General features: G+C 73.8%; 18 protein-coding genes. 2 read left to right on the forward strand and 16 right to left on the reverse strand.

The features are described 5' to 3' along the window. Positions 1–302 precede the first annotated feature (302 nt). The 12 genes from AC4H2G_RS07515 to AC4H2G_RS07570 all read right to left on the reverse strand — a co-directional run bounded on the left by AC4H2G_RS07515 (position 303) and on the right by AC4H2G_RS07570 (position 14,732). On the reverse strand, positions 303–2,375 hold the full coding sequence (locus AC4H2G_RS07515) for a DUF7937 domain-containing protein (RefSeq protein WP_494365135.1): 2,073 nt from the start codon (positions 2,373–2,375) through the stop codon (positions 303–305). Between the two features lie 113 nt (positions 2,376–2,488). Next, entirely contained in the window at positions 2,489–3,991 is a 1,503-nt protein-coding gene (locus tag AC4H2G_RS07520) for an outer membrane protein assembly factor BamB family protein (RefSeq protein WP_494365136.1), read from the reverse strand. Between the two features lie 82 nt (positions 3,992–4,073). Next, positions 4,074–5,651, reverse strand: a complete 1,578-nt coding sequence (locus AC4H2G_RS07525; protein ID WP_494365137.1) for an alpha/beta hydrolase family protein — start codon at positions 5,649–5,651, stop codon at positions 4,074–4,076. 96 nt (positions 5,652–5,747) lie between these two features. Continuing rightward, on the reverse strand, positions 5,748–6,698 hold the full coding sequence (era, locus tag AC4H2G_RS07530) for a GTPase Era (RefSeq protein WP_494365138.1): 951 nt from the start codon (positions 6,696–6,698) through the stop codon (positions 5,748–5,750). Continuing rightward, a complete protein-coding gene (locus tag AC4H2G_RS07535) occupies positions 6,695–8,017 on the reverse strand; it encodes a hemolysin family protein (protein WP_494365139.1) in 1,323 nt (440 codons plus the stop codon). The genes era and AC4H2G_RS07535 overlap by 4 nt, the downstream gene beginning before the upstream one ends. Beyond that, on the reverse strand, positions 8,014–8,466 hold the full coding sequence (ybeY, locus tag AC4H2G_RS07540) for an rRNA maturation RNase YbeY (RefSeq protein ID WP_494365140.1): 453 nt from the start codon (positions 8,464–8,466) through the stop codon (positions 8,014–8,016). The genes AC4H2G_RS07535 and ybeY overlap by 4 nt, the downstream gene beginning before the upstream one ends. Then, positions 8,463–9,560, reverse strand: a complete 1,098-nt coding sequence (locus AC4H2G_RS07545; RefSeq protein WP_494365141.1) for a PhoH family protein — start codon at positions 9,558–9,560, stop codon at positions 8,463–8,465. Before AC4H2G_RS07545 ends, ybeY begins: the two co-directional genes overlap by 4 nt. A gap of 146 nt (positions 9,561–9,706) precedes the next feature. Continuing rightward, entirely contained in the window at positions 9,707–10,057 is a 351-nt protein-coding gene (locus AC4H2G_RS07550) for an HIT domain-containing protein (RefSeq protein WP_494365142.1), read from the reverse strand. 41 nt (positions 10,058–10,098) lie between these two features. Next, the gene (locus tag AC4H2G_RS07555) at positions 10,099–10,899 is read right to left on the reverse strand and encodes a 16S rRNA (uracil(1498)-N(3))-methyltransferase (protein ID WP_494365143.1); all 801 of its coding nucleotides are present in this window, start codon (positions 10,897–10,899) and stop codon (positions 10,099–10,101) included. A gap of 26 nt (positions 10,900–10,925) precedes the next feature. Continuing rightward, positions 10,926–12,050 carry a molecular chaperone DnaJ gene (gene dnaJ, locus AC4H2G_RS07560; RefSeq protein ID WP_494365144.1) on the reverse strand — a complete coding sequence of 375 codons (1,125 nt, stop codon included), beginning with the start codon at positions 12,048–12,050 and terminating at the stop codon, positions 10,926–10,928. A 126-nt stretch (positions 12,051–12,176) separates the two neighbouring features. Beyond that, complete coding sequence (gene hrcA, locus AC4H2G_RS07565; protein WP_494365145.1) at positions 12,177–13,193, reverse strand: heat-inducible transcriptional repressor HrcA; 1,017 nt, start codon at positions 13,191–13,193, stop codon at positions 12,177–12,179. A gap of 93 nt (positions 13,194–13,286) precedes the next feature. After that, positions 13,287–14,732 carry an MFS transporter gene (locus AC4H2G_RS07570; protein WP_494365146.1) on the reverse strand — a complete coding sequence of 482 codons (1,446 nt, stop codon included), beginning with the start codon at positions 14,730–14,732 and terminating at the stop codon, positions 13,287–13,289. 101 nt (positions 14,733–14,833) lie between these two features. On the opposite strand from AC4H2G_RS07570, the gene AC4H2G_RS07575 reads away from it, so the two are divergent. Continuing rightward, positions 14,834–15,694: a DUF3097 domain-containing protein gene (locus tag AC4H2G_RS07575; protein ID WP_494365147.1), complete on the forward strand. Its 861-nt coding sequence runs from the start codon at positions 14,834–14,836 to the stop codon at positions 15,692–15,694. Positions 15,695–15,770: 76 nt separating this feature from the next. Here AC4H2G_RS07575 and AC4H2G_RS07580 read toward each other — a convergent pair whose 3' ends face one another. The 4 genes from AC4H2G_RS07580 to lepA form a co-directional block, all read right to left on the reverse strand. Beyond that, positions 15,771–16,814 carry a DUF2189 domain-containing protein gene (locus tag AC4H2G_RS07580; protein ID WP_494365148.1) on the reverse strand — a complete coding sequence of 348 codons (1,044 nt, stop codon included), beginning with the start codon at positions 16,812–16,814 and terminating at the stop codon, positions 15,771–15,773. A gap of 161 nt (positions 16,815–16,975) precedes the next feature. Then, positions 16,976–17,971, reverse strand: a complete 996-nt coding sequence (locus tag AC4H2G_RS07585; RefSeq protein ID WP_494365149.1) for a DUF2189 domain-containing protein — start codon at positions 17,969–17,971, stop codon at positions 16,976–16,978. A 196-nt stretch (positions 17,972–18,167) separates the two neighbouring features. Beyond that, on the reverse strand, positions 18,168–19,499 hold the full coding sequence (gene hemW, locus AC4H2G_RS07590) for a radical SAM family heme chaperone HemW (protein WP_494365150.1): 1,332 nt from the start codon (positions 19,497–19,499) through the stop codon (positions 18,168–18,170). A 7-nt stretch (positions 19,500–19,506) separates the two neighbouring features. Continuing rightward, the gene (gene lepA / locus AC4H2G_RS07595) at positions 19,507–21,402 is read right to left on the reverse strand and encodes a translation elongation factor 4 (RefSeq protein WP_494365151.1); all 1,896 of its coding nucleotides are present in this window, start codon (positions 21,400–21,402) and stop codon (positions 19,507–19,509) included. Positions 21,403–21,630: 228 nt separating this feature from the next. Between lepA and AC4H2G_RS07600 the strand changes: the two genes are divergently transcribed. Further along, positions 21,631–22,191: a type 1 glutamine amidotransferase domain-containing protein gene (locus tag AC4H2G_RS07600; protein WP_494365152.1), complete on the forward strand. Its 561-nt coding sequence runs from the start codon at positions 21,631–21,633 to the stop codon at positions 22,189–22,191. Positions 22,192–22,234 lie beyond the last annotated feature (43 nt).

A 22,234-nucleotide genomic window follows, 5' to 3' on the forward strand; every position in this document is an offset into this window, starting at 1 on the left:
GTTCGCCTGCGCGGCGGCTGCGACGGCTGCGGCGGCGGCGGCGGCGGTGGTGGTGGTGGTGGTGGTGCTGCTGGTGCTGGTCGAGGCGTTCATCATGGGTCCTTCAGGTCGTCCTGATCGGTGTCAGCCGGCACACCAACCACCGCGACGAGGGACCGGCTAGAGGGCCTCGCCGCGGCAACGAAGGAGGAGCCGCCGCATCAGGTGCACGCGTTCACTGTACCCCGACCGCGTGCGGGTGGCCGGGACGTCCACGCCCCGGGCACCCGCACGCTCGGCGAGAGCTCCGCTCTCCGCGACGGTCAGCCCCGCCGGGAGCGGAGCGCGGCGTCCACCGCGGGGTCGCCGAGGTTCCCGAGCCACTCGAGCAGGGCGGGGTACGTCGACGGGTTGGCCGCGACCTGCGGACGCAGGTGGGGGGCGTCCTGCACGATCTGGGCGAGCACCTCGAGCGGGGTCGACGGGTCGAGCGCCTGCTGGGGCGTGAAGCCCGGCTGGGGCGCGTACGCCTGCTGGCCCTGCTGACCCTGCTGGCCGTAACCCTGCTGGCCCTGCTGGGCGTAGCCCTGCGGCGTCTGCTGACCGTACCCCTGCTGCTGCGCGTAGCCCTGCTGCGCCTGCTGGCCGTAGCCCTGCTGCGCCGTCTGCCCGGGAGCGGCGTTGTGCTGCTGCGGGTCGCCGCCCTGCTGAGGCGTCGCGTAGCCCTGCTGCGCGGTCTGGCCCGGGACGTCGCGCGAGCCGTCGGTGACCGCCGGCATCACCGCGGTCGTCTGGGAGTCCACGGGCGTGAGACCCGGGCGGGCGGCGTACCCGCTGCGCTCGGGCTGCACGGTCTGGACCGGCAGGACCTCGGTCCCGCCGGCAGCTGCCGACCACGTGGCCGGCCCCTGGTGCTCCGCGGTCGCCGGAGGCCCGGCGACGGGCGCGGGGGCAGGCTTCGCCGGGCGCGGCGCCTTGGGCGCGGCAGGCTGCCAGACGTAGGCGGCGGTCGCGGCGGCACCGGCAGCCGCCGGGTCGGGCCGGTGCTCGGCGAAGTAGTCCCGGACCTCCTGCGGGACCGTCAGCGCGTACACGACGAGGAGCGGGAGCCCGAAGGCGAGGAGCAGGTGCTCGACGCTGCCGCCGTAGGCCACGCGGCTCGCGGTCACGACGAGCAGCACGATGCCGAGCAGCGCCACGACGCCCGTGGCCCCGAGTGCGAGCGGGCGCCCCGTCGCCGCGTCGCGGGCGAGCGAGCGGCGCGCGACGAGGGCGACGCCCGCGACGAGCAGGCCGATGACGACGGCGAGGACCACGGGGACGCCCCGCATGCCGTCCGCCAGCCCGAGGACACCGTGCAGGGCGAGGAAGGCACCGACGACGACCACGAGGTCCAGGCCGCGGGCCGCGACCCCCAGCCACGCCTCGACGGGCGGGACCGCGGCCATGGCACGCCGCACCGCGGGTGAGGACGCCACCGCCGCGAGCGCGGGCACGAGCACGAGGCCGAAGCGGCCGAGGTGCGTCCCCTCCATCGTGAGGATGCCGTTGTCGCCGGAACCGAGGACGAACGCCGCGGCCACGATGATGCCCAGGCCGACGAGCGTGAGCCGCGCGGCCTCGGAGCGACGCCAGGTGCCGAGCGCGGGGAGGCCCGCGAGGGCGACGACGAAGGCCGCGATGGCCAGCAGGTCGATCACCTCGACCGGACCGACCTCGGACGCGCTGAGCACCGTGAGGATCACGGTCAGGAGCGCGCCGACGGCGAGGACGGCCGACAGCACGAGATGGACCCGCAGCCACTGCCCCGTCACGGCGCGGTCGAGGTCCTCCGGGCCGAGCTCGCTCTGGCGTGGCTGTGCCGCGAGCAGTGCACCGGCGAGCCCGAGGGCGACCGCCGATCCGATGCCGCCCCATCCGTCCGACAGGTCGCCACCGCCCACGACGTCGACGACGAGGTAGACGACGACGAGCAGCGCGTAGGGCGCGTTGGCGAGCAGGCGCACCTGACGCGTCGTGTGGACCGTCCAGGTCGCGGGCAGCACCCCGGTCCGGGCGAGGTACGGCAGAGCGAGCGACAGCAGGGACAGGATCGTCAGCAGGACGACCTCGACCTTGTCGGACGCGCGGTGGGCGACGTCCCAGGGCAGCGCCAGCGAGACGAGGAGCAGGAAGGCTGCCACGCCGTCGCGCACGAAGTCGCTCACCGGGATGCCGGCGAAGGGCGAGAGCCCGGCCGGCTCCGACGCCTCGGCGGCCTGCTCGCCGGCACCCGCGCCCCGCGGACGCGGCTCGGAGGTCGCCGCCTCGTCGCCGGACGTCCCCGGCGTCTCCCCGGTCACGGGCCCCGGATCGTCGGTCTGCGGCTCGCCGACCGCTGGGCTCTCGTTGGTCATCGTGGCTCCCTACGCTGTCGCGCGGTGCAGGACGCACCCCGCCGGGGCCCGGAAAGGCCCCGACCGTTTCTACCGTTTCCTCACGCCGCGCTCAACCTGCCACGCGGCGCCGCTCAGGACACCGCCGTCAGACGGTCGGTGCCGAGCAGGAACAGCCGCCCCTCGGACGTGAACGCGTGGTAGGTGCGTTCCGGGATCGGCCACCGCCACTCGACGGTACCGTCCGCGAGCGCGATCGAGACGAGGTGCTGGCGTCGTCCGCCCTCCCCCTCGGCCACGAGCAGCGAGCGGCCGTCGGTGAGCGCGGGCCACGTCGCCCCGTCCGTGAGGGGCGTCTCCCAGCGCAGCGCGCCCGACGCGACGTCGATCCCGTGCAGGGTCGTGTCCGTCCGCAGCACGACCAGGCCCTCGATGCGCACGACGGGACGGGAGCCGGCGCTCGCGAGCGTCCAGAGCGGGGCGCCGGTGACGGCGTCGACGCCGGCGACACCGCGGAACGTGTTCATCAGGAGGACCCCGGGGAACGACCCGTCGCTCAGGGGTGCCTCGACGGCCCTCCCCCGGACCTCGACCCGCGGGTCGCCCGCCGCCGTGAACACGGTCGTCGTCCCGCTCCCGTACTCGTTGCCGACGTACCGCCCGTCGGGCAGGCGCACGACGGACCACACGTCGCCCTCCTTCAGCACCGTCCCGTCCTCGGTGAGGGTCGCGACGACGCCCGGGGCCACGAGGGTCACGACCCCGCGGTTCACGTCCAGCAGGATCCCGCTCCCCGACGAGCGCACCACGAGACCGAGGCTGCCCGACCGTTCGCGCTCGACGCGCCGCTCCCACCGCACGGCGCCCGTGGCGGCCTCCTCGCGCACGAGGACGACGTCGCCGTCGGCCCACCGTGCGCGCACGACGTCGGCGTCGCCCACCGGCGCGACCGCCTGCCCCGCCACCTCGACGTCGCGCTCCCCGAGGGTCCGGCCCGACGCGGCCTGCACGACGGTGAGCCGGGCTCCCGGGCCGCCTCGCGGCGTCAGGCACACGACGACCTCGGTCGGGGACCGGTCTGCCCGGGGGACGCACGTCGCGAGCTCGCCCACCGCGTCGGAGCGCCACACGGGAGTGCCGTCGTCGACCGCGTACGCGGTCAGCCCGTCGCCGTGCGTCACGACGACGCCCGGCCCGGCGATCACCGCCCCGCCCGGGTCGACCGGCACCGACCAGCTCACCTCCAGGGGCGCCTCGATCGGCCGCAGACCGCCCTCGAGCGCCGCGACCTCGACGCGCTGGGCCGCCTCGAGGGCGCGCGTCGCGAGGAACGACCCGCCGAGCGCGACGACGACCACCGCCGCGACCCACGGGACGGGGTGCGCGTACCAGCGCCGCCGCGGGCGCGGGTCGTCGTCTCTGCCCGGTATCGGGACGACGGCGTGCGCGCGCGGCCTCGCGGGGGGCCCGTCATCCGCGCGGTGCTCGTCCACGGGTCCGTCGTCCGCGAGGTCGTCGTCCGCGACGAGCTCGAACCGCAGCGGGGCGTGCTCGTCGGCCGCAGCGGCGCCCGGCGGACCGCCCGCCCGACCTCGGACGTGGCCCGCTCCGTCGTGGCCGCGCCGACGAGGCCTCACCCGTCCACGGTAGGCGTACCGGCTCGGCGGCGCCGCTCAGGTGCCCGCCAGTGGTCACTCAGATGCCCGCACAGATGCCCGTTCAGATGCCGAGCTGGTACACGCCCCAGTACGCGAGGACGACGAGGAGGATCGTCGCGCCGGTGAGCACGCTCCAGAGCATCAGGTGCGCCGTGACGCCCTCCGCGACGCGCACCGCAGCGCCGCGCTCGGCCGGACCGTCGGCGGGCACGCTGCCGGCGAAGCCCTTGCGCGCCGCCCGGACCTCGGCCCAGCGGTTGATGAGCAGCGCAGCAGCCACCAGGGTCGCGAGCCCCGCGAGCCGCACCGCGACCCAGCCGCCCTGCACGACCCACGCGTCCTTCTCGTAGTCGAGCGCGAGCCGCGCGACCGCCACGAGGTAGACGACGAGCCCGACGACCGTCGCCAGAGCGCCGACACCGAGCCCGGTCAGCGGCCCGCGGAAGCCCGGGGCGAGCCCCGCCGGGCGGGCGCTGCGCCCGACGACCTGGCGCAGCCGCGAGACGAGGCTCGCGACGAGCCGGATCGTCGGCCCGACGACGAGCAGGCCGACGGCGACGAGGACGAGCGCGACCGAGAGGTCGCCGTTGCCGAACCAGCGCGGCGTGGGGACGGGCCCGGCGAGGTACTGCTGGTTCGGCCGGGCACCGGCGACCTGGGGCGACGCGTCGGCGCTGTCCGGGAGCGACGTCACCCACGCGGCCGTGTCCCGGGGGAAGTCGGGAACCAGGACGTCGTCGATCTTGATGCCGTGGTTCGCGCCGTCGTAGAAGCGGACCGTCGTGCCGGCCCCGGGCTGTTCCGCGGTCGCATCGAGGACCTGCTGCGCGCCCTGCTCGACCGGCATCGACGGGTCGGCGGTCCCGTAGACGACGAGCACGGGTTGCGTCAGCCGCTCGAGGAAGGGCTCGACGTCGAAGTCCGCGTACTCGAACCCACCACCGGGGATGGCCATGCCGACGGCCCGGGGGATGGCGCGGAAGACACCGTGCGGGACGTCGGTGTTGCGCAGGTAGCTGTCGACCGCGAACGCGGCCTGCTGCCGCGGCGGGACGACGGGCGCGGAGACGAGCACGGAGAAGGCGATGCCGGTGTCGCCCGCGGCCATGACGGGCACGATCCACGTGCCCTCCGACTCGCCGTAGAGCCCGACGGCGTCGGGGTCCACGCCGGGCCGCGCGCGCAGGAGGTCGACGGAGTGCGCGTAGTCGCGCGCCATCGCCTCGTAGTCGCGGTGGCGCGTCGTGTAGGTGTCGAGCCGCTTGTCCGGCACGAGCGTCACCACGCCGGCGCTCGCAAGATCGCTCGCGACGTCGACGAACGCCTCGGAGGCCAGACCGGTGCCCGCGCCGTGGACGAACACCACGCCGGGTCGGTCCCCCGGCGCGTCGACGGGCTCGCGCAGGACGCCGCCCACGGACGCGCCGTCGAGCCGCACCGTGACGTCGGTCGCGCGCACGTCGTAGGTGCCGACCGGGTCGGCGCCGCCCGGAGGCTGGCCGCCGATCGTCGTGTCCGACGTCTCCGGCTCGAGGTGCTCGGACACAGGTACCGGGTCCCACTGCGGCCCGGTGACCGCGCCGAGGACCGCGAGCACGATCGCGAGAGCGGCCGTCGTCGCCGCGGTCCGGAAGATCACCGAAGGATCGTACGCCGCGGCGTGCGCCGGGCTCCCTGGGACGAACCCGCCGGCCGGGCGGGGGTGCTCCCCCGCCCCCGCGTCGCGGGCACGCCCTCAGAACCCGAGACGGTGCAGCTGCTTGGGGTCGCGCTGCCAGTCCTTCGCGACCTTGACGTGCAGGTCGAGGTAGACACGCGTGCCGAGCAGCGCCTCGATGCCGTGCCGGGCCCGGGTGCCGACGTCGCGCAGCCGCGAGCCGCCGCGGCCGATGATGATCGCCTTCTGGCTGTCGCGCTCGACGAAGAGGTTGACGCGCACGTCGAGCAGCGGGGGCTTGCCCGAGGCCTCGTCCCCGGAGCCCTCGCGCGGGAGGATCTCCTCCACCTGGACCGCGAGAGAGTGGGGCAGCTCGTCGCGCACGCCCTCGAGCGCCGCCTCGCGCACGAGCTCGGCGACCATGACGGCCTCGGGCTCGTCCGTGAGCTCACCCCCGGGGTAGAGGTCGGGCCCCTCGGGCAGGTGGGTGACGAGCACGTCCGTGAGGACGTCGACCTGGTAGCCGTCCTGCGCGGAGACCGGGACGATGTCCGCCCAGCCACCCGCCTGCTCCCCGAGGCGGTCGACGGCGAGCAGGTGCGCGGCGAGCGTCCCCCGGTCCACGAGGTCGGCCTTCGTCACGACGGCGACGACCGGCGTGCGGTGGCGCCCGTGCCGGACCTCGGCGAGCTCGTTCGCGATGTACCGGTCGCCCGGGCCGATCTTCTGGTCCGCGGGCAGGCAGAACGCGATGACGTCGACCTCCGTCAGCGTGCCGCGCACGAGGTCGTTGAGCCGTTCGCCCAGCAGCGTGCGCGGGCGGTGCAGCCCCGGGGTGTCCACGAGGACGAGCTGGGCGTCGGCGCGGTGCACGATGCCGCGGATCGTGTGCCGCGTCGTCTGCGGCCGACCGGAGGTGATCGCGACCTTCTGGCCGACGAGCGCGTTCGTCAGCGTCGACTTGCCGGCGTTGGGCCGTCCCACGAGGCAGGCGAACCCGGAACGGTGCTCGGGCAGGGGGGTGCTCATGGGGTGTCCTTCGTGGTGGGGGATGCGTGGTCGAGGGAGGCGACCCGGGAGCCGGCACGGGTGTCGGAACGAGTGCGGGCTCGTGTGTCGGCCCGGGAGGCGACGAGCGTCGCGAGCTGCTTGCGGCGGCCCTGCACGCGGTCGGCCTCGAGGTGCAGGCCGTGCACGTCGGCCGAGGAGCCGGGCAGCGGGACCTTGCCGAGCGCCTTGGCGAGCAGACCGCCCGCAGTGTCGACGTCGTCGTCGTCGAGGTCGAGGTCGAACAGCTCGCCGAGCTCGGTGACCCCGAGACGCGCCGGCACGCGGAGCCGTCCCTCGCCGAGGTCCTCGACCTCGGGCTCGGGACGGTCGTGCTCGTCGGTGAGCTCGCCGACGATCTCCTCGAGCGCGTCCTCGATCGTCACGAGACCGGCGATGCCGCCGTACTCGTCGACGACCATGGCCATGTGCGACGACGACGCCTGCATCTCGCGCAGGAGGTCGTCCGCGGGCTTGGACTCGGGGACGAAGATCGCGGGGCGCGCGACCTCCCCCACCGGTCGCGCGCCGTCGCCCGGTGCGGTCTCCAGGACGCGCACGACGTCCTTGAAGTACGCGACGCCCACGAGGTCGTCGGCCGACGTCCCCGTGACGGGGATGCGCGAGAAGCCCGAGCGCAGGAAGAGCGACAGCGCCTTGCGCAGGGAGGTGTCGCGCGAGGTCGTCACCATGTCCGTGCGCGGCACCATGACCTCGCGCGCGAGCGTGCTGCCGAGCTCGAAGACCGACCGGATGAGCTCGCGCTCCTCGTCCTCGATGACCTCGGACTCGTTGACGCGGTCCACCATGTCCTGCAGCTCGCGCTCGTGCGCCCCCGCGTCCGGAGCCGGCGCGAGCCGGGTGAGCCAGCGCGTCGCGGCGACGACCGCCGCCAGGACCCCCGACAGCGCGAGCAGCACCCGCACGGCGTGACGCCGCCCGAGCGAGCGCGGGCTCACCCGCACCACGACGAGCCCGACGACGACGCTCGCCGCGAGCGCGACGAGCAGGACCTGCCACCACGGCTCGAGCCACGCCGCGACGAGGAGGGTCAGGCACGTGACGGCCACCATCTCGACGACGACGCGCGCGAACCCGACGGACCGCGCCGTCGCGGCCGGGTCGGCGAGCAGCGCGAGCGCGCGTCGCGCGCGCGGGGACGCGACGCCGGGCTCGCCCTCCTCGGCGACCGCGGCGCGCGTGACGCGCGGGACCGCGGCCTCGGCCGCGCTGAGCGCGGCAGCGAGCAGGACCGCCACGACGGTCAGCGCCGCGAGGAGCGCGACGGGTTCGCCGCTCACCGGCCCGCGAGGAACGTCAGGAGAAGCTTGCGCTGCAGCGCGAACATCTCCTTCTCCTCCTCGGGCTCCACGTGGTCGTAGCCGAGCAGGTGGAGGATGCCGTGCGTCGTGAGGAGCAGCATCTCCTCCGCGGTCGAGTGCCCCGCGACGCGCGCCTGCTGCGCCGCGACGTCCGGGCACAGCACGACGTCGCCCAGCTGACCGGGGCCCGAGACCTCGCCGTCGCGACCGGGCCGCAGCTCGTCCATGGGGAACGACAGCACGTCGGTGGGCCCCGGCTCGTCCATCCACCGCACGTGCAGCTCGGTCATGACGTCGGTGTCGACGAAGAGGATCGACACCTCGCTCTGCGGGTGCACGCGCATCGCGTCGAGCACGTACCGCGCGAGCGCGGCGAACTCGGCCTCGTCGACCTGCGTCTCGGTCTCGTTGTTGACCTCGATGCTCATCGTCCGCCTGCCCGTCCGTCGTTCCGCTGGTGGTCCGCCTGGCGGCCGCCGCGCGGTGCCTCACGGTCCCGTGCGGGCGCCGTCGCGACGTCCCAGCGGGCGTACGCGTCGATGATGTCGCTCACGAGCCGGTGCCGCACGACGTCGGACGACGTCAGCCGGCAGAACTCGACGTCGTCGACACCCGTGAGGACGTCCTCGATGACCCGCAGGCCCGACGCCGTGCCGCCCGGGAGGTCGACCTGCGTCGAGTCCCCCGTGATGACCATCCGTGAGGCGAACCCGAGGCGCGTGAGGAACATCTTCATCTGCTCGGAGGTCGTGTTCTGGGCCTCGTCGAGGATGATGAACGAGTCGTTGAGCGAGCGCCCCCGCATGAATGCCAGGGGCGCGACCTCGATGGTGCCGGCGTCGATGAGCTTGGGGATCGCGTCCGGGTCCATCATGTCGTGGAGCGCGTCGTAGAGCGGGCGCAGGTACGGGTCGATCTTCTCCGTGAGCGAGCCGGGGAGGAAGCCCAGGCGCTCGCCCGCCTCGACGGCCGGTCGCGTGAGGATGATCCGGTTGACCTGCTTCGACTGCAGCGCCTGCACGGCCTTGGCCATCGCAAGGTACGTCTTGCCCGTGCCCGCCGGACCGATGCCGAACGTGATGGTGTTCGCGTCGATCGCGTCGACGTAGCGCTTCTGGCCGACGGTCTTCGGACGGATGGTGCGCCCGCGGCTGGACAGGATGTTGAACGTGAGCACCTCGGCCGGTCGCGACGCCGTCGCCGCGGTGAGCATGCGGATCGACCGTCGGACGACGTCGCCCGTGAGCTGGGTACCAGCCTCGACGACCTCGACGAGCTCGTCGAGCAGCCGGGACGCGAGGGCGACGTCGCCGGCCGGCCCGGTGACGGCGATCTCGTTGCCGCGGACATGGACGTCCACGGCGGGGAACCCGTCCTCGACGGCGCGGAGCACGGAGTCGCCGCTGCCGAGGAGCGCGACCATCGGGACGTGGCCCGGGATGACGATGCGGTGCTCGACCCGGTGTTCGGAGGTTCCTCCGTCCGGCGAGCCGGGTGCGGTGTCTCGTGGCAGGGATGTCATGAGCCGGCTTGCGCCGCTGTGCTCCTTCGTTCGGACGGTGGTACGGCGGGTACGAGGTAGGACGGGTGCCGTGGGGCACCTCCATCGTACCGAGCGGCGGATGGCCTCACACGCGCTTTCCCCGGCCCGCGCGACGCGGGCGGTGATCAGGCAGGTGACCAACCCAGCTCGGTGCCGGCGATGACGTGCCCGTGGACGTGGAACACGCTCTGCCCGGCCCGCGGGCCGGAGTTGAAGATCAGGCGGAACTGCCCGTCCGCGAGGTCGCCCGCGACCTCGTCGGCGAGCGCGACGACGTCGCTCAGCAGCTCCGGGTCGGCCGCGGCCAGCTGCGCGATGTCCCCGTGGTGGTCGCGCGGGACGACGAGGACGTGCACGGGCGCCTGCGGGTCGATGTCCCGGAACGCGATCGAGCGCTCGCTCGTCGCGACGACGTCCGCGGGGACCTCTCCCGCGACGATCCGGCAGAAGAGGCAGTCGGTCTCGGTGCTCGTCATGCGGCCGAGGCTAGTCCACGCCCCCGCTCCTCGCGCGGGCGTCAGGCGCGGTCGACGCCCCACCGCCCGAGCCGCTGCGCGAGGAGGGCGACGGCCACCGGACCGGCCGTGGAGGTCCTCAGGACGTGGGGACCCAGCCGGGCCGCGACCGCGCCCGCGGCGGTCAGCGTGTCGAGCTCGCGGTCGGAGATCCCGCCCTCGGGCCCGACGACGACGAGCACCTCCGGTGCCGCGGCGTCCGCCGCCGTCGCGCCGCCCGCGGGTGCCGGCAGAGGCACGTCGGCGAGCGCCGTCGTCGCCTCCTCGTGGAGGACGAGCACGATCCCGCCCGCAGCGACCACCTCCGTCGCGCGCGCCGCGAGACCGCGCGAGTCGACGGCCTCCGCGACGAGCGGCAGGCGCGCCCGGCGGGCCTGCTTCGTCGCGGTGCGCACGGTCGCGAGCCAGCGGGCGCGCGACCTCGCCGCGCGCTCCCCGCGCCACACCACGACGGAGCGCTCCGCCTGCCACGGGACCACGGCGTCGACGCCGACCTCGGTCGCCGCCTCGATCGCCATCTCGTCGCGGTCGCCCTTGGCGAGAGCCTGCACGAGCGTCAGGACGACGTCCGGCGCCGGCTCGCGGTCCACCTCCTGGACGAGCAACGTCACCGTGCCCGCGTCGGAGTCCTCGACGACACAGCGCAGGCGCACGCCGTCGCCGTCCACGACGTCGATCCGCTCGCCGCGCGCCTTGCGCTGCACGACCCCCGCGTGGCGCCCCTCGGCGCCGTCGAGGACGTACCGGTCGCCGGGGGCGACGCGGTCGATGCCGGTCTCGGCGAGGAAGACGGGGGCGCTCATCGGCACGACTCGCTCACGAGCGGCCCTCAGCGTCCGGAGAGCTTGTCGCGCAGGCGCGAGAACACGCCCGGGTGCGCGGCGGACAGACGCGGGTCGGGGCGTTCCTCGCCCCGCAGCGACGCGAGCGAGCGCAGGAGCTGCTCCTGCTCCTCGTCGAGCGCCGTGGGGACCTGGACCTCGATGTGCACGTTGAGGTCGCCGCGACCCGTGCCGTGGAGGTGCCCGACGCCCAGGCTCTTCAGGGTGACGATCTGCCCCGGCTGCGTGCCGGGGCGCAGGTCGATCTCCTGCGCGCCGTCGAGGGTCTCGAGCTCCAGGACGGTGCCGAGCGCGGCCGCCGTCATGGGGACCTGGAGCGTGCAGTGCAGGTCGTCGCCGCGGCGCACGAACGTGTCGTGGTTGCGCTCGCGGATCTCGACGTACAGGTCGCCGGCAGGACCGCCGGCCGGGCCGACCTCGCCCTGCGACGTGAGCTTGATGCGGGTCCCGGTGTCGACGCCCGCGGGCACGTTGATGCTGATCGTGCGGCGGCTGCGGACACGGCCCTCGCCCGAGCACTCCGCGCACGGCTCCGGGATGACGGTGCCGAAGCCCTGGCACGCGGCGCACGGGGCGCTCGTCATGACCTGGCCGAGGAACGAGCGCGCGACGCGCTGGACCGTGCCGCGACCGTGGCACACCTCGCACGTGCGCGGCGAGGTGCCGGGGCGGCAGCACGAGCCGCCGCACGTGCCGCACACGACCGCGGTGTCGACCTGGAGCTCGCGCTTGGCGCCGAACGTGGCCTCCGCGAGGTCGATGTCGAGGCGGACGAGAGCGTCCTGGCCGCGGCGCGCGCGCGGGATCGGGCCCTGCTGCGCCTGGCCGCCGCCGAAGAAGGTCTCGAAGATGTCCTGGAAGCCGAAGCCGCCGCCCATCGGGCCACCGGCCCCGCCGCCGGGGGCGGTCGGGTCCACGCCGAGGTCGTACTGCTGACGCTTCTCCGGGTTGGACAGCACCTCGTAGGCGCGCGCGACGTCCTTGAACCGGTCGCCCGACTCCTCCCCCGCGACGTCGGGGTGCAGCTCGCGGGCGAGCTTGCGGTAGGCCTTCTTGATCTGCTCCGGGCTGGCGTCGCGGGCCACGCCGAGGATCTCGTAGTAGTCGCTCACACGTCACTCTCTGCTGGTGCCGGGCGCCGGAGTCGGGCCCGGCGGGTTCGGTGGTCGTCGGTCGGTCGTCTGTGGTCGTCGGTGCGGTGCCGGTCAGGCGCCGGTCAGGCGCCGGTCAGGTGCCGGTCACGTGCCGAGCGCCCGCGACAGGTACCGGGCGACCGCGCGGACTGCCGCGATCGTCCCGGGATAGTCCATGCGCGTGGGACCGATGGAGCCGACCAGGGCGACCGTGTCCCCGTCGTTACCGTAGCCCGTCGTCACGACGGACGTCTCCACGAGCCCTTCGAGCCGGTTCTCGTGACCGATGCGGATGTTGACGCCGGACTCGGCGGCCATCTCCGTGAGGAGGCCCAGGAGCACGACCTGCTCCTCGAGGGCCTCGAGCACGGGGCGCAGCGCGTGCTCGAAGCGCATGCCTGCACGCGCGAGGTTCGCGGTCCCGGCGAGGACGAGCCGTTCCTCGCTCTCCTCCGCGAGCGTCTGCGCGACGAGCTCGCCGACCGCCCGCACGAGCGGGGCGTCGTCGGGGTGGAACGTCTCGGCGATCTCCGCGAGACCCGGGATGAGGTCGGCGAGCCGCTTGCCCGCGGCGGCCGCGTTGAGCCGGGCGCGGGCCTCGGCGAGCGTGCCCTCGTCCGGGACGCTGCCCACCTCGAGCGTGCGCTGCTCGACGCGACCCGTGTCGGTGATGATGACGACGAGCAGACGGTCCTGCCCGACGGGGACCAGCTCCAGGTGGCGCAGTCCCGAGCGGCGCAACGACGGGTACTGCACGACGGCGACCTGGCCCGTGATCTGCGCGAGCAGCCGCCCGGCGCGGGCGATGACGTCGTCGAGGTCGACGCCCTCGGACAGGAACGTCTCGATCGCGCGCTTCTCCGGGGCCGAGAGCGGCTTGACGCCCGAGAGCCGGTCGACGAAGAGCCGGTAGCCCTTGTCCGTCGGGATGCGGCCCGCCGACGTGTGCGGCTGCGCGATGTACCCGGCGTCCTCGAGCGCAGCCATGTCGTTGCGGATCGTGGCCGGGGAGACGCCAAGCCCGTGGCGCTCCGTGAGGACGCGCGATCCCACGGGCTCGCGCGTCAGGACGTAGTCCTCGACGATCGCCCGCAGGACCTCCAGCCGGCGTTCCTCGCTCACGTCCACCTCCTGCGCACCCACGTACCTGCGGATCGCGCGACGCCACCGGGCTGCACCCGGGACGTCGGCACTCTCGCCCGTCGAGTGCTAATCCTACGCGGCCGGTGCCCGGGTCGAGGCGGCCTCCGCTCCGCGCGAACGCAGGTCGACCAGACCGACGACCAGCGCGACGCCCACGAGTCCGATGGTCACGAGCATCGCGCTCCCCGTCGCCCGGGCGGCGTCGGTCCCCGCGGCCAGGCCGCCGTAGTACACCGAGAGGATCACCGAGATGCCGACGGCGGACCCGATGCGCTGCCCCACCTGGATCATGCTGCCGGCGACGCCTCCGCTCGCGACGGGGACCTCGGCGAGCGCGAGCGTCTGGTTGGGCGCGATGACCATGCCGCTGCCCGTCCCGGCGACGAGCAGCGCCGCGGCGAGCGCCCACCCGATGACCGAGGGCTCGTCGCCGAGCGTCCGGACCAGGGTGTCCGCGGCGACCATGCCGGTCAGGACGAGCACCAGGCCGAGCACGACCAGCCGGCGTCCGAGGCGCGCGACCGCGCGACCGGCCAGCCAGGCCGAGACGCCGGACGCCGCCGCGAACGGCATCCCGACGAGCCCTGCCTGGAGCGGCGTGTACCCGACCTCGTCCTGCAGGTAGAGCGTGACGACGAGGAAGATCCCGGTGAAGCCGGCGAAGTACGCCATGCCGAGCAGCGCGCCGTTGCGGAAGGACGAGAGCCCGAGCACCTGCGGGTCGAGCACGGCGGCCCCGGTCCGCCGCTGGTAGCCCCGCTCCCACACCACCGCCACGACCCCGGCGGCCGCGCCCAGGACGAGCCACCACCACCGTGAGGGGTCGTCGCCTCGGCCCGTCGTCGTGACGAACGGCAGCATGACCGCGACCGTCATCACCGCGAGCAGGGAGAGCCCGACCGGGTCGAGTCGCCGCGGGCCGCGCTGTCGCACGGGCGTCGGGACGAGACGCCACGCGAACGGCAGCAGCACGGCGATCACCGGGATGTTGACGAGAAAGATCCAGCGCCAGCCGTCGGCGGAGCCGGCGATCGCGAGGATGAGACCGCCGAGCAGCGGGCCGATCGCCGTCGAGACGCCGACGGTCGCCCCGAACATCCCGAACGCCCGGCCGCGCTCCGCACCGGCGAAGAGCTGCTGGATCAGGCCCACGACCTGCGGGTTCAGCAGCCCGGCGCTCACGCCCTGGAGCAGGCGCGCGACGCCGAGAAGATCGTCGGTGGGCGCGAGCCCCGACGCGAGGCTGAACACCGCGAACCCGACCAGACCGGCGATGAAGAGCCGACGGCGCCCGCCCGCGTCCCCGAGCCGGCCCGCCGGGACGAGCGCCAGACCGAACGCGAGCGTGTACCCGGCGACGATGAGCTGCAGCTGGCTCGGCCCGGCGTCGAGCGACTCCTCGATCGAGGGCAGGGCCACGTTGACGATGGACACGTCGAGCGTCGTGACGAACCCCACGGAGAGGCACACGGCCAGGACGCGCCAGCGCTGCCGATCGGGCTCCGAGGTCGCGGTCATCGGTCCGTCGTACCACCCGGCACGCCGGTCCGCGCGTCCTGGACCATACGGCGCGTGTCGCAGCGCAGGGTGGCGCTCCGGGCGAACCTAGGGTGGTCGTCGTGCCTGCAGACCGCTACGGATCCGACGTCCTCGGGGGCCCCGCGACGCCCCACCACCGCGCGCGGCGCGTCTCGCGCCCCCAGGCTGCCGAGCGCGGCCTCGTCGTCGAGGAGGTGCAGACGGGCTGGGTCGGGGCCGTCGTGCGCGTCGAGAAGTCCGGCGGGATGCACGTCGTCGTCCTCGAGGACCGGTCCGGCCGCACGCGGACGTTCCCGCTCGGCCCGGGGTTCTGGGTCGACGGCGAGCCCGTCGAGCTGACCGCGCCCGTGACGTCCCGGGCGCCCGCCGCACCCGCGCGGACCGCGTCGGGATCGCGAGCGGTCGTTGGTCAGCGGGCCCGCGTGGCGCGCGGGAGCCGCATCTGGGTCGAGGGGAAGCACGACGCCGAGCTCGTCGAGAAGGTGTGGGGCGACGACCTGCGCGTCGAGGGCGTCGTCGTCGAGCTGCTCGACGGCGTCGACAACCTCGCCGACGCGCTCGCGGACTTCGGCCCGACGCCGCAGCAGCGGGTGGGCGTCCTCGTCGACCACCTCGTGCCGGGCAGCAAGGAGCAGCGGATCGCCGACGCGGCGCTGCGCACGGTGCCGTCGGGGACCGTGCTCGTCCTGGGTCACCCGTACGTCGACGTCTGGCAGGCGGTGAAGCCCGGACGGGTGGGGCTCGAGCGGTGGCCCGTCATCGAGCGCGGCACGGAGTGGAAGCGCGGCATCCTGCGCGAGCTCGGCTGGCCGGCGTCGTCCCAGGCCGACGTCGCGCGCGCGTGGCAACGCATCCTCGGCACGGTCCGGAGCTACGCGGACCTCGAGCCATCGCTGCTCGGCCGGGTCGAGGAGCTCATCGACTTCGTGACGGCGCCCTGACCTGTCGGTGACGGTCGCGGCACGGGACCGGCCGGGACCCCGGGGGGTGTCCGGCCGGGTCGGTGGACGACGTCGGTCAGGCGGGCACCTGGCCGACGAGGCGGCGGTAGGCGAACGCGACGGCGACGTAGCTCAGCGGGATCGTCACGAACAGACCGAGCCCGCACGGGATCGCGCCGAGGATGTTGATGCCGAGCAGTGCGAGCAGGAGGAGGAAGACCGACCCGAAGTTCTTCGCGACGACCGACCAGCTCGACCGGATCGCGGAGATGGCGTCCTGCCCCTGGTCGAGCGCGAAGTAGTACACGAACGCCGAGAAGATCGCCACGGCGATGCCCGGGAGGATGCACAGGACAAGGCCGATCCCGGTGAGCAGCCCCACGATCAGCGCGGCGAGCAGGACGTTGACGAGGTTCCCGATCCGGAAGAAGGCCGCGACGTCCGGTCGCCGGCCGGCCGACTCGTCGAGCGCGCCGCGCGTGAGGAACGCGGTGATGAGGTAGCTGATGACCGTCCCGACGACCGAGAGCACGAGGCTCGTGACGGTGATCCCGCCGAGCGCCGCGAAGCTGGTGTCGTCGAAGTCGTACCCCTCCCGGAACTGGTCGAAGCTGCCGGTGATGAGGTTCCACGCCACGGTGACCGCGATGAGGATCAGCGCGACGAGGATCCACGGCAGGAGGTTCGACGTCACCTTGCGCCACCCGTAGGAGATCGCCTCGCCGACGGAGAAGGCGGGTCCTGCGTACCCGCCGCCCACGGGGCTCGCGGGCGGCGGGTACCCCGGCGTGGCGCCCGGCGGGTACCCGGCCCCGGGGGCGGAGGTCGGAGGCGGGTACCCGGCGCCCGGCGGCGGGTAGCCCGCCTGCGCCCCCGCGACGGGCGGGGGGTAGCCCGCGGCAGGCGGGGTGCCGGTGGTCTCGGGGGTGCCCGTGTCCGCCGGGGTGCCGTACGGGGACGCCGGCGGAGCGGCCTCCGGCGACGGTTCGCCCGGGAGGGGCTCTGCGGGCGAGGGCCCGGCCGGCGACCGTTCCGGCGACGCAGCGTCGTCGGGGCCGTCGGCCCGCTCGGGGCCGTCGCGGCGTGGCTCGTCGCCGGTGCCGGCGGGGTCCTGCGTCATGGGTCCACCTCGTTCTCGTCTCGGAGGACGTGCTCGGTCCTACGATGACCGCTCCTGCCGACCACCGCTCGACGGCGCGCCGGGCCGGCCTCGAGAGCCGGCTCCGCACGACGAGGGTGAGGCGTCCGCAGGCACCTCCCCTCCTCGTGCGTGAAGACCCGTCAGACGGGCTGCTCCTGGTTGAGCCGTCGGTAGACGAACGCGGTGGCGATCTGCGCGACGGGCAGGGCGACGAGCAGACCGACGTAGCAGAGCAGCGTCCCGACGATCTGCGCGGCGTAGACCGCGAGGAACAGCAGCACGACCGTCCCCAGGTTCCGGCTCACGACCGTGAAGCTCGCCTTGAACGCGTCGAACACCCCGAGGTTCTTGTCGATGACGTAGAACATCGTGAAGAGGGCGAAGAACGCGAAGACGAGCCCCCCGACGAAAGTGATGCTGAGGATGCCGATCGCCAGCCCCATGAGCAGGGCGGTGAGGATGACGTTGCCGATGTTCGGCAGGCGGAAGAAGTCCGCGTACTCGAGCTTCTTGCCGCGCGTGACCAGCAGCGAGACGTTGACGACGACACCCTGCACGAGCAGCGCGAGCACGGCCATGACGGCGATGAACACGAAGAGGCCGAACCCGAAGGCGAGGCCGCCGGTGGTGCTGATCTCGTTCGTCACGGGGTCGATGCTGGTCGCGGCCGTGCCGATCAGCAGGGCGTAGAACAGGATGCTCAGGACCGCGAGCGCGGCGACGTACGTGAGCACGCCGCCGATGATCACGCCCGCGTTCTGCGTGAACTTGTTCCAGCCGTACGTGAACGCCTCGCCGATCTGCACCGGCTGGTCGACCTGTCCGTAGGGCGACCCGGGCGGCGGGTAGCCGGGCTGTCCGTACGGCTGTCCAGGCGGCGGCTGCTGGCCGTACGGCGACCCGGGCGGCGGGTAGCCGGGCTGGCCGTACGGCTGTCCGGGCGGCGGCGGCTGGCCGTACGGTGGGCCTGCGGGCTCCCCGCCGGGCGGTGCCGGGGCCGCCGGGCGGTCCGCTGCGTACGGGTCCTGCGGTGCCTCGGGCTGCGCCGGGCCGGGCAGTTCGGGGCTCCCCGGCTCCGGCGGCACGCCCGGGTCGTTCTCGTCGCGCGGCGGGCCGCCGGCGCTCGTGTCGCTCATCGCGTCTCCTCGTTCGGTGCGTCGACCGCCGGTGCGCACGTCGCCCGTCGTGTGGAGGACTCGTGCCATTCGCACATCCCGGCGGCCGGGTACACCCTGTCGGGTATCCGCGTGGTGCGCTAGAGGAAACGCCGGGTTCGTCGTCGGTTCGACCGCGTTGCGGGCCGGCCGGGGTCGCGGGTCGCGGCCCGGGACGTCACTCGTCCGTGATCGCCCGGACCACCGTGTCGGCCAGCAACCGTCCTCGCAGGGTGAGCACGCCGCGACCCGTGACCGCGGCCCGGCCGTCCAGGAGCCCGTTCGCGACGAGACCCGCGACGGCGTGACGTCCCGCCGTCGAGAGCACCGACAGGTCCAGTCCCTCGCGCAGCCGCACCTGCAGCATCACGCGTTCGAGGTGCGACTCTCCGCGCGTCAGGAGCTCGCGCCCCGCGGCGGGGCTCGACCCCGCCTCGAGCAGCGCCGCGTACCGACGCGGGTGCTTCACGTTCCACCAGCGCACGCCGGTCCGGCCGTCCTCCGGCACCGCGCCCGGGCCGCCGGTGCCGGGCAGTGCCGACGCCGGACGGGGCGACGCGGCCGCGACGTACGAGTGGGCGCCGGGGCCGATCCCCCACCAGTCGTCGCCGCGCCAGTAGGCGAGGTTGTGCCGGCAGCGGTCCTCGTCGGTGCGGGCCCAGTTGCTCACCTCGTACCAGCCGAGGCCCGCGGCGGTGAGCAGCTCGTCGGCGAGCTCGTACTTCGTCGCCTGGTCGTCCTCGCTCGGCAGGGCGAGGTCTCCTCGCCGCACCTGGGCGGCCATCTTCGTGCCGGCCTCGACGACGAGCGCGTAGGCCGAGACGTGGTCGACGCCCGTCGCGAGCGCCGTCTCGAGGCTCGTGCGCCAGTCGTCGACGCTCTCCCCCGGCGTGCCGTAGATGAGGTCGAGCGAGACCTTGAGCCCTGCCTCGGTCGCCCAGCGCACGACGTCGGGGATGCGCCGCGGGTCGTGCGTGCGCTCGAGGGTCGCGAGCACGTGCGGGACGGCGGACTGCATACCGAACGACACGCGCGTGAACCCCGCGGCGGCGAGCTCGGCGAGCGACGCGGGCGTGACCGAGTCCGGGTTCGCCTCGGTCGTGATCTCGGCACCGGGCGCGAGTCCCCACGCCGCGCGGACGCCCGCGACGAGGCGCCCCAGGTCGCCCGCGGGGAGCAGGGTCGGGGTCCCGCCGCCCACGAACACCGTCGAGACCTGGCGCTCCGGGACATGGGCGTCACGCAGCACGCGTGCCGCGAGGTCGATCTCGCGCAGCGCCGTGCTCGCGTACGACGCCTGGCTCGCCCCGCCGCCGAGCTCCGAGGCGGTGTACGTGTTGAAGTCGCAGTATCCGCAGCGCACCGAGCAGAACGGGACGTGCAGGTAGACGCCGAACGCTCGCGCCGTCGCGCCGGCGTGCGCCGGGTCGCCGGGACCGGGGTGACCGACCCACGCGGGGAGGGCACCGTCGTCGGGCACGGGCTCGCCGTCCGGGAGGGCCGGGCTCACCGCGACGTCACTTCTTCGTCTTGTCCTTCGTCTCCTTGCCGCCCGCGCCGTCCGAGGAGAGCGCGGCGATGAAGGCGTCCTTCGGGACCTCGACGGACCCGATGTTCTTCATCCGCTTCTTGCCCTCCTTCTGCTTCTCGAGCAGCTTGCGCTTGCGGCTGATGTCGCCGCCGTAGCACTTGGCGAGGACGTCCTTGCGCATGGCCCGCACCGTCTCGCGCGCGATGACCCGGGCGCCGACGGCCGCCTGGATCGGCACCTCGAACTGCTGGCGCGGGATGATCTCCTTGAGCTTGGCGGTCATCATCACGCCGTAGTCGTACGCCTTGTCCTTGTGCACGATCGCGCTGAACGCGTCCACCTGGTCGCCCTGGAGCAGGATGTCGACCTTGACGAGGTCGGCGGCCTGGTCGCCCGAGGGCTCGTAGTCGAGCGACGCGTACCCGCGCGTGCGGGACTTGAGGTGGTCGAAGAAGTCGAACACGATCTCGGCGAGCGGCAGCGTGAAGCGCAGCTCGACGCGGTCCTCCGACAGGTAGTCCATGCCGAGCATCTGCCCGCGCCGGTCGTTGCACAGGCCCATGACCGTGCCCACGAACTCGCTCGGCGCCAGGATGGTCGCGCGCACGACCGGCTCGACGACCTCCTTGATCTTGCCGCCCGGGAACTCCGACGGGTTGGTCACCTTGACGACCGTGCCGTCCTCGAGCGTGACGTCGTAGACGACGTTCGGCGCGGTCGAGATGAGGTCGAGGTCGAACTCGCGCTCGAGGCGCTCGCGCACGATCTCCAGGTGCAGCAGGCCGAGGAACCCGACGCGGAAGCCGAAGCCGAGCGCGACGGACGTCTCGGGCTCGTAGTTGAGCGCGGCGTCGTTGAGCTTGAGCTTGTCCAGTGCGTCGCGCAGCGTCGGGTAGTCCGAGCCGTCGACCGGGTACAGGCCCGAGAAGACCATCGGCTTCGGGTCGGAGTACCCGCCGAGGGCGTCGGTCGCGGGCTTCGCGGCGTTGGTCACCGTGTCGCCCACCTTCGACTGCCGCACGTCCTTCACGCCGGTGATGAGGTAGCCGACCTCGCCGACCCCGAGGCCCTTCGTGATGTGCGGCTCGGGCGAGATGACGCCGATCTCCAGGAGCTCGTGCGTCGCGCGCGTCGACATCATGACGATGCGCTCGCGCGGGTTGAGGTTGCCGTCGATGACACGCACGTACGTCACGACGCCGCGGTACGTGTCGTAGACCGAGTCGAAGATCATCGCGCGGGCGGGGGCGTCGGCGTCGCCGACCGGGGCCGGGACGCGCTCGACGATCCGGTCGAGCAGCACCTCGACGCCCGCACCCGTCTTGCCGGAGACCCGCAGGACGTCGGCCGGGTCCCCGCCGACGAGCCGCGCGATCTCCTCCGCGTACTTCTCCGGCTGCGCCGCCGGCAGGTCGATCTTGTTGAGGACGGGGATGATCTCGAGCTCGTTCTCCATCGCGAGGTAGAGGTTCGCGAGCGTCTGCGCCTCGATGCCCTGCGCCGCGTCGACGAGCAGCACCGCGCCCTCGCACGCCGCGAGCGACCGCGAGACCTCGTAGGTGAAGTCGACGTGGCCCGGCGTGTCGATCATGTTGAGCGCGTAGGCCTGGTCGGTCCCCGACTCGTCGGTGCGCCCCCACGGCATGCGCACGGCCTGCGACTTGATGGTGATGCCGCGCTCGCGCTCGATGTCCATGCGGTCGAGGTACTGCGCGCGCATGGCCCGCGGCTCGACGACGCCGGTGAGCTGCAGCATGCGATCGGCGAGGGTCGACTTGCCGTGGTCGATGTGCGCGATGATGCAGAAGTTGCGGATCAGCTCGGGCGGCGTGGCCGCCGGCTGGATCCGGGTGCTCAGCTCGGTGCTGGGGATCGGGGACAACGCGGGTGCGCTCCTGTGACGTGGGCTGTGGCGTGAGTGGCGTGAGGGGTGTGGCTGGCGTGCGGCCGGGCCGCCGTGGGCTGGTCTCGGCGGTCACGCCCGCTGCCCGGCGACACGGACGTCCATTGTCCCACGCGTGCCCCGGCCGTCGGGACCGACCGCCACGTCCTGCGAGACCGGGGGCGCCGACCTAGCGTGGAGGACGAACCCCCACGAGAGGAGACCACCGTGCCCGCAACGGACCTGACCGGCCGCCGCGTGCTGGCGATCGTCACCAACTACGGCGTCGAGCAGGACGAGCTCGTCGTCCCGCTCGACCACCTGCGCGGCGAGGGCGTCCGCGTGGACGTCGCCGCCGTCTCCACCGACGACGTCCAGACGCTCGTGGGCGACAAGGACCCCGGCCGCGCCGTGACGCCGGAGCTCACGTTCGGGGACGTCGACGCCGCCTCCTACGACCTGCTGCTCGTGCCCGGCGGGACGCTCAACGCCGACTCCTTGCGTCTCGACGACGACGCGATGGAGATCGTGCGGACCTTCACCACTGCCGGCAAGCCCGTCGCCGCGATCTGTCACGGCCCGTGGGCCCTCGTGGAGACGGCGGCGGTCGAGGGCAAGACCCTCACGAGCTACCCGTCGCTCGAGACCGACGTCCTCAACGCCGGCGGGGCGTGGGTCGACCGCGAGGTCGTGCGCGACGACGAGGGCGGCTACACGCTCGTGACCTCCCGCAAGCCCGACGACCTCGACGCGTTCCTGCGCGAGGTGGACGCGGTGCTCGCCGCCTGACCACATACGCGACGAGCAGGGCGTGCGTGCGAGCCCGCGTGCA

The organism is Cellulosimicrobium sp. BMG9.23, from assembly GCF_059159985.1.

What these genes read in the sequence shown, in the direction of transcription:
- AC4H2G_RS07515 (WP_494365135.1), bottom strand. Translation starts at nt 2,375, where the DNA reads ATGACCAACGAGAGCCCAGCGGTCGGCGAGCCGCAGACCGACGATCCG.
- era (WP_494365138.1), bottom strand. Translation starts at nt 6,698, where the DNA reads ATGAGCACCCCCCTGCCCGAGCACCGTTCCGGGTTCGCCTGCCTCGTG.
- ybeY (WP_494365140.1), bottom strand. Translation starts at nt 8,466, where the DNA reads ATGAGCATCGAGGTCAACAACGAGACCGAGACGCAGGTCGACGAGGCC.
- AC4H2G_RS07545 (WP_494365141.1), bottom strand. Translation starts at nt 9,560, where the DNA reads ATGACATCCCTGCCACGAGACACCGCACCCGGCTCGCCGGACGGAGGA.
- AC4H2G_RS07550 (WP_494365142.1), bottom strand. Translation starts at nt 10,057, where the DNA reads ATGACGAGCACCGAGACCGACTGCCTCTTCTGCCGGATCGTCGCGGGA.
- AC4H2G_RS07555 (WP_494365143.1), bottom strand. Translation starts at nt 10,899, where the DNA reads ATGAGCGCCCCCGTCTTCCTCGCCGAGACCGGCATCGACCGCGTCGCC.
- AC4H2G_RS07570 (WP_494365146.1), bottom strand. Translation starts at nt 14,732, where the DNA reads ATGACCGCGACCTCGGAGCCCGATCGGCAGCGCTGGCGCGTCCTGGCC.
- AC4H2G_RS07580 (WP_494365148.1), bottom strand. Translation starts at nt 16,814, where the DNA reads ATGACGCAGGACCCCGCCGGCACCGGCGACGAGCCACGCCGCGACGGC.
- AC4H2G_RS07585 (WP_494365149.1), bottom strand. Translation starts at nt 17,971, where the DNA reads ATGAGCGACACGAGCGCCGGCGGCCCGCCGCGCGACGAGAACGACCCG.